Annotated in this window: 3 protein-coding genes; 1 reads left to right on the forward strand and 2 read right to left on the reverse strand. The window is 62.0% G+C overall.

The window, feature by feature from the left end:
• Both B3D39_RS18070 and B3D39_RS18075 read right to left on the reverse strand, forming a co-directional pair.
• Positions 1 to 555, reverse strand: a 555-nt coding sequence (locus B3D39_RS18070) for an ABC transporter permease (RefSeq protein WP_286789934.1), incomplete at its 3' end; no start/stop codon positions are given.
• Positions 556 to 613: 58 nt separating this feature from the next.
• Positions 614 to 1,675, reverse strand: coding sequence for an ABC transporter substrate-binding protein (locus B3D39_RS18075; protein ID WP_274962575.1), 1,062 nt, complete (start codon positions 1,673 to 1,675; stop codon positions 614 to 616).
• Between the two features lie 138 nt (positions 1,676 to 1,813).
• On the opposite strand from B3D39_RS18075, the gene B3D39_RS18080 reads away from it, so the two are divergent.
• The coding region (locus B3D39_RS18080; RefSeq protein WP_274962576.1) for a TetR/AcrR family transcriptional regulator at positions 1,814 to 2,036 on the forward strand (223 nt) is incomplete at its 3' end.

A 2,036-nucleotide genomic window follows, 5' to 3' on the forward strand; every position in this document is an offset into this window, starting at 1 on the left:
GGGGAAGATCACCCGGGCCACGACCTTGTGGCGCGGTGCGCCCAGCGTCAGGGCGGTCTCGACCAGCTCCTCACGTACATTCTTGGTGTGGTCCATGATCAGGGTGATCAGGAAGAAGATCACGCCGAGGAACAGCAGCGCCAGTTTCGGCGCCTCGCCGGTCCCGAACCACATCAGCAGGATCGGGATGAAGGACGGCGCGGGCAGGTAGCGCCACGCCGAGACGAAGGGGGCGAAGAAGGCCTCGATCGCGGGGAAGGAGCCCATCATCACGCCCAGCGGCACCGCCACGGCGCTGGCCAGCGCGAAGGCGATGAGCACGCGGCTGATGGAGATCAGGACGTCGCTGCCGAACCCGCGGCTGAAGAACAGGTCGAAAGTGGTCGCGAAGACCTGCTGCGGGGCGGGGACGAGAAGCGGGTTCACCAAGCCGCTGGCCGAGGCGACGATCCAGATGCCGAAGAACAGCACCCAGATGGCGAGCGCGGAAAGCAGCTTCTGACGGCGGCTCACGGGCTTGCGCAGCTGGAGAAAGGGAGTGGGTCGGGCGCTCAAGGTAGATGCTCCGGCTTGGGGGAAGGGAAGCGCCGGGGATCGGCGCTTCCCGAGGGGGTCAGTGTGCGGTCAGGCTCTGGCGGTAGCCGGACTTGACCAGATCGCCCATCAGCGAGCAGTCGATGCCTTTCGACGCGTCGATCTTGTTTTCCATCAGACCGAGCTTGATCCACCAGTCATTGGTCATCGCGATCGAGTCGACCATCGAACCGTTGGCCATGCCGAGCGGGCCTTCGCCGTCGAGTACGCCGCACAGGCGGGCGGATTCGTCGAAGTCCATCATGTAGATGCCGCCCTCGAAGGACTTGCCGTTGGTCCCGATGACGTAGCCGATATCTTCCTCGGGCCATTGCAGGAAGGAGGCGAGCATCTTGTTGGTCTCCTCGGTGTGCTGGTTCCAGTAGGCCAGCCCTTCCCAACGCGCCTTCAGCACGGCCAGCGCCGCCTCGCGGTCATTGGCGATGAAGTTCTTGTTCATGTAAAGCGCATCCATGAAGATCCCGGTCTTCAGCATCTCCGGATCGGCGGTGTTCACGATGGACCGCGCGCCGGGCTTGGCTTCGAGGACCTTGGAGATCCACGGCTCGTACATGTAGGCAGCCGACAGATCGCCCGACATCATCGGACCGACGGCTTCATCGGCATTCAGGTTCACCCACTCGACCTGATCGGGGGTGATGCCCTCGGAATCGAGCCAGATCCCCATCAGCAGCTGACCGATATAGGCCTGCGGGGCCGAGACCTTCTTGCCGGGCAGGTCGGCGGGCTCGGTGTCGGGCGCGAGAATGACGTGATCGACCCCGTAGGAGGGGTTGAGCTGGGCCACGTTCACCACATCGGTGCCGCGATCCACGACCAGCGGCGTGTAATCGGCGGTGCAGCCATAAACGTCGAGCTGACCCGCGGCGAGGGCGGCATGACCGCCCAGCGGATCTTCGAAGATCGTGATGTTCAGATCGTAATCGGGGATCAGGTTCTTTTCCTTGGCGACTTCGAGCATGGCATAGCCCGGCCAGGAGACGCAGACCCCGACATTGACGGTTTCAGCGGCGGCAGCGGAGAGGCTGCCCGCGGAGAGGGCGACCGCGGAGGCGGCGGCGATTTTGAGTACGGAGCGCATAAGCGTACCTCGCTGTTGGTATGGATTCTTGATCTTGTACAAAAACTTTATTCGATAAAAACTTTTACGCAATAAAAAATTTGTCTTGACCAAAAACGACCCATCGCCGAAAACTGTTGGCAACCCTAGGAGGACTTAGTGAGCAACCTGCGCGCCCAACAAAAACAAGACCGTCGCAACCGCATCGTCACATCGGCCAAAGAGCTTTTTCGCGAGAAGGGCTATGACAAGACGACGATCGAGGCGATCGCGGTGGCGGCCGGCGTCTCGGGCGTGACGGTCCATAACTACTACGGAACCAAGGCCGGGGTGCTGCTCGCACTGGTGATCGAAAGCGACAAGCAGCTGCTGGAACGGCTCC

Origin of the sequence: Thioclava sp. UBA3469 (assembly GCF_002378135.1) — a bacterium.
Lineage (GTDB): Bacteria > Pseudomonadota > Alphaproteobacteria > Rhodobacterales > Rhodobacteraceae > Thioclava > Thioclava sediminum.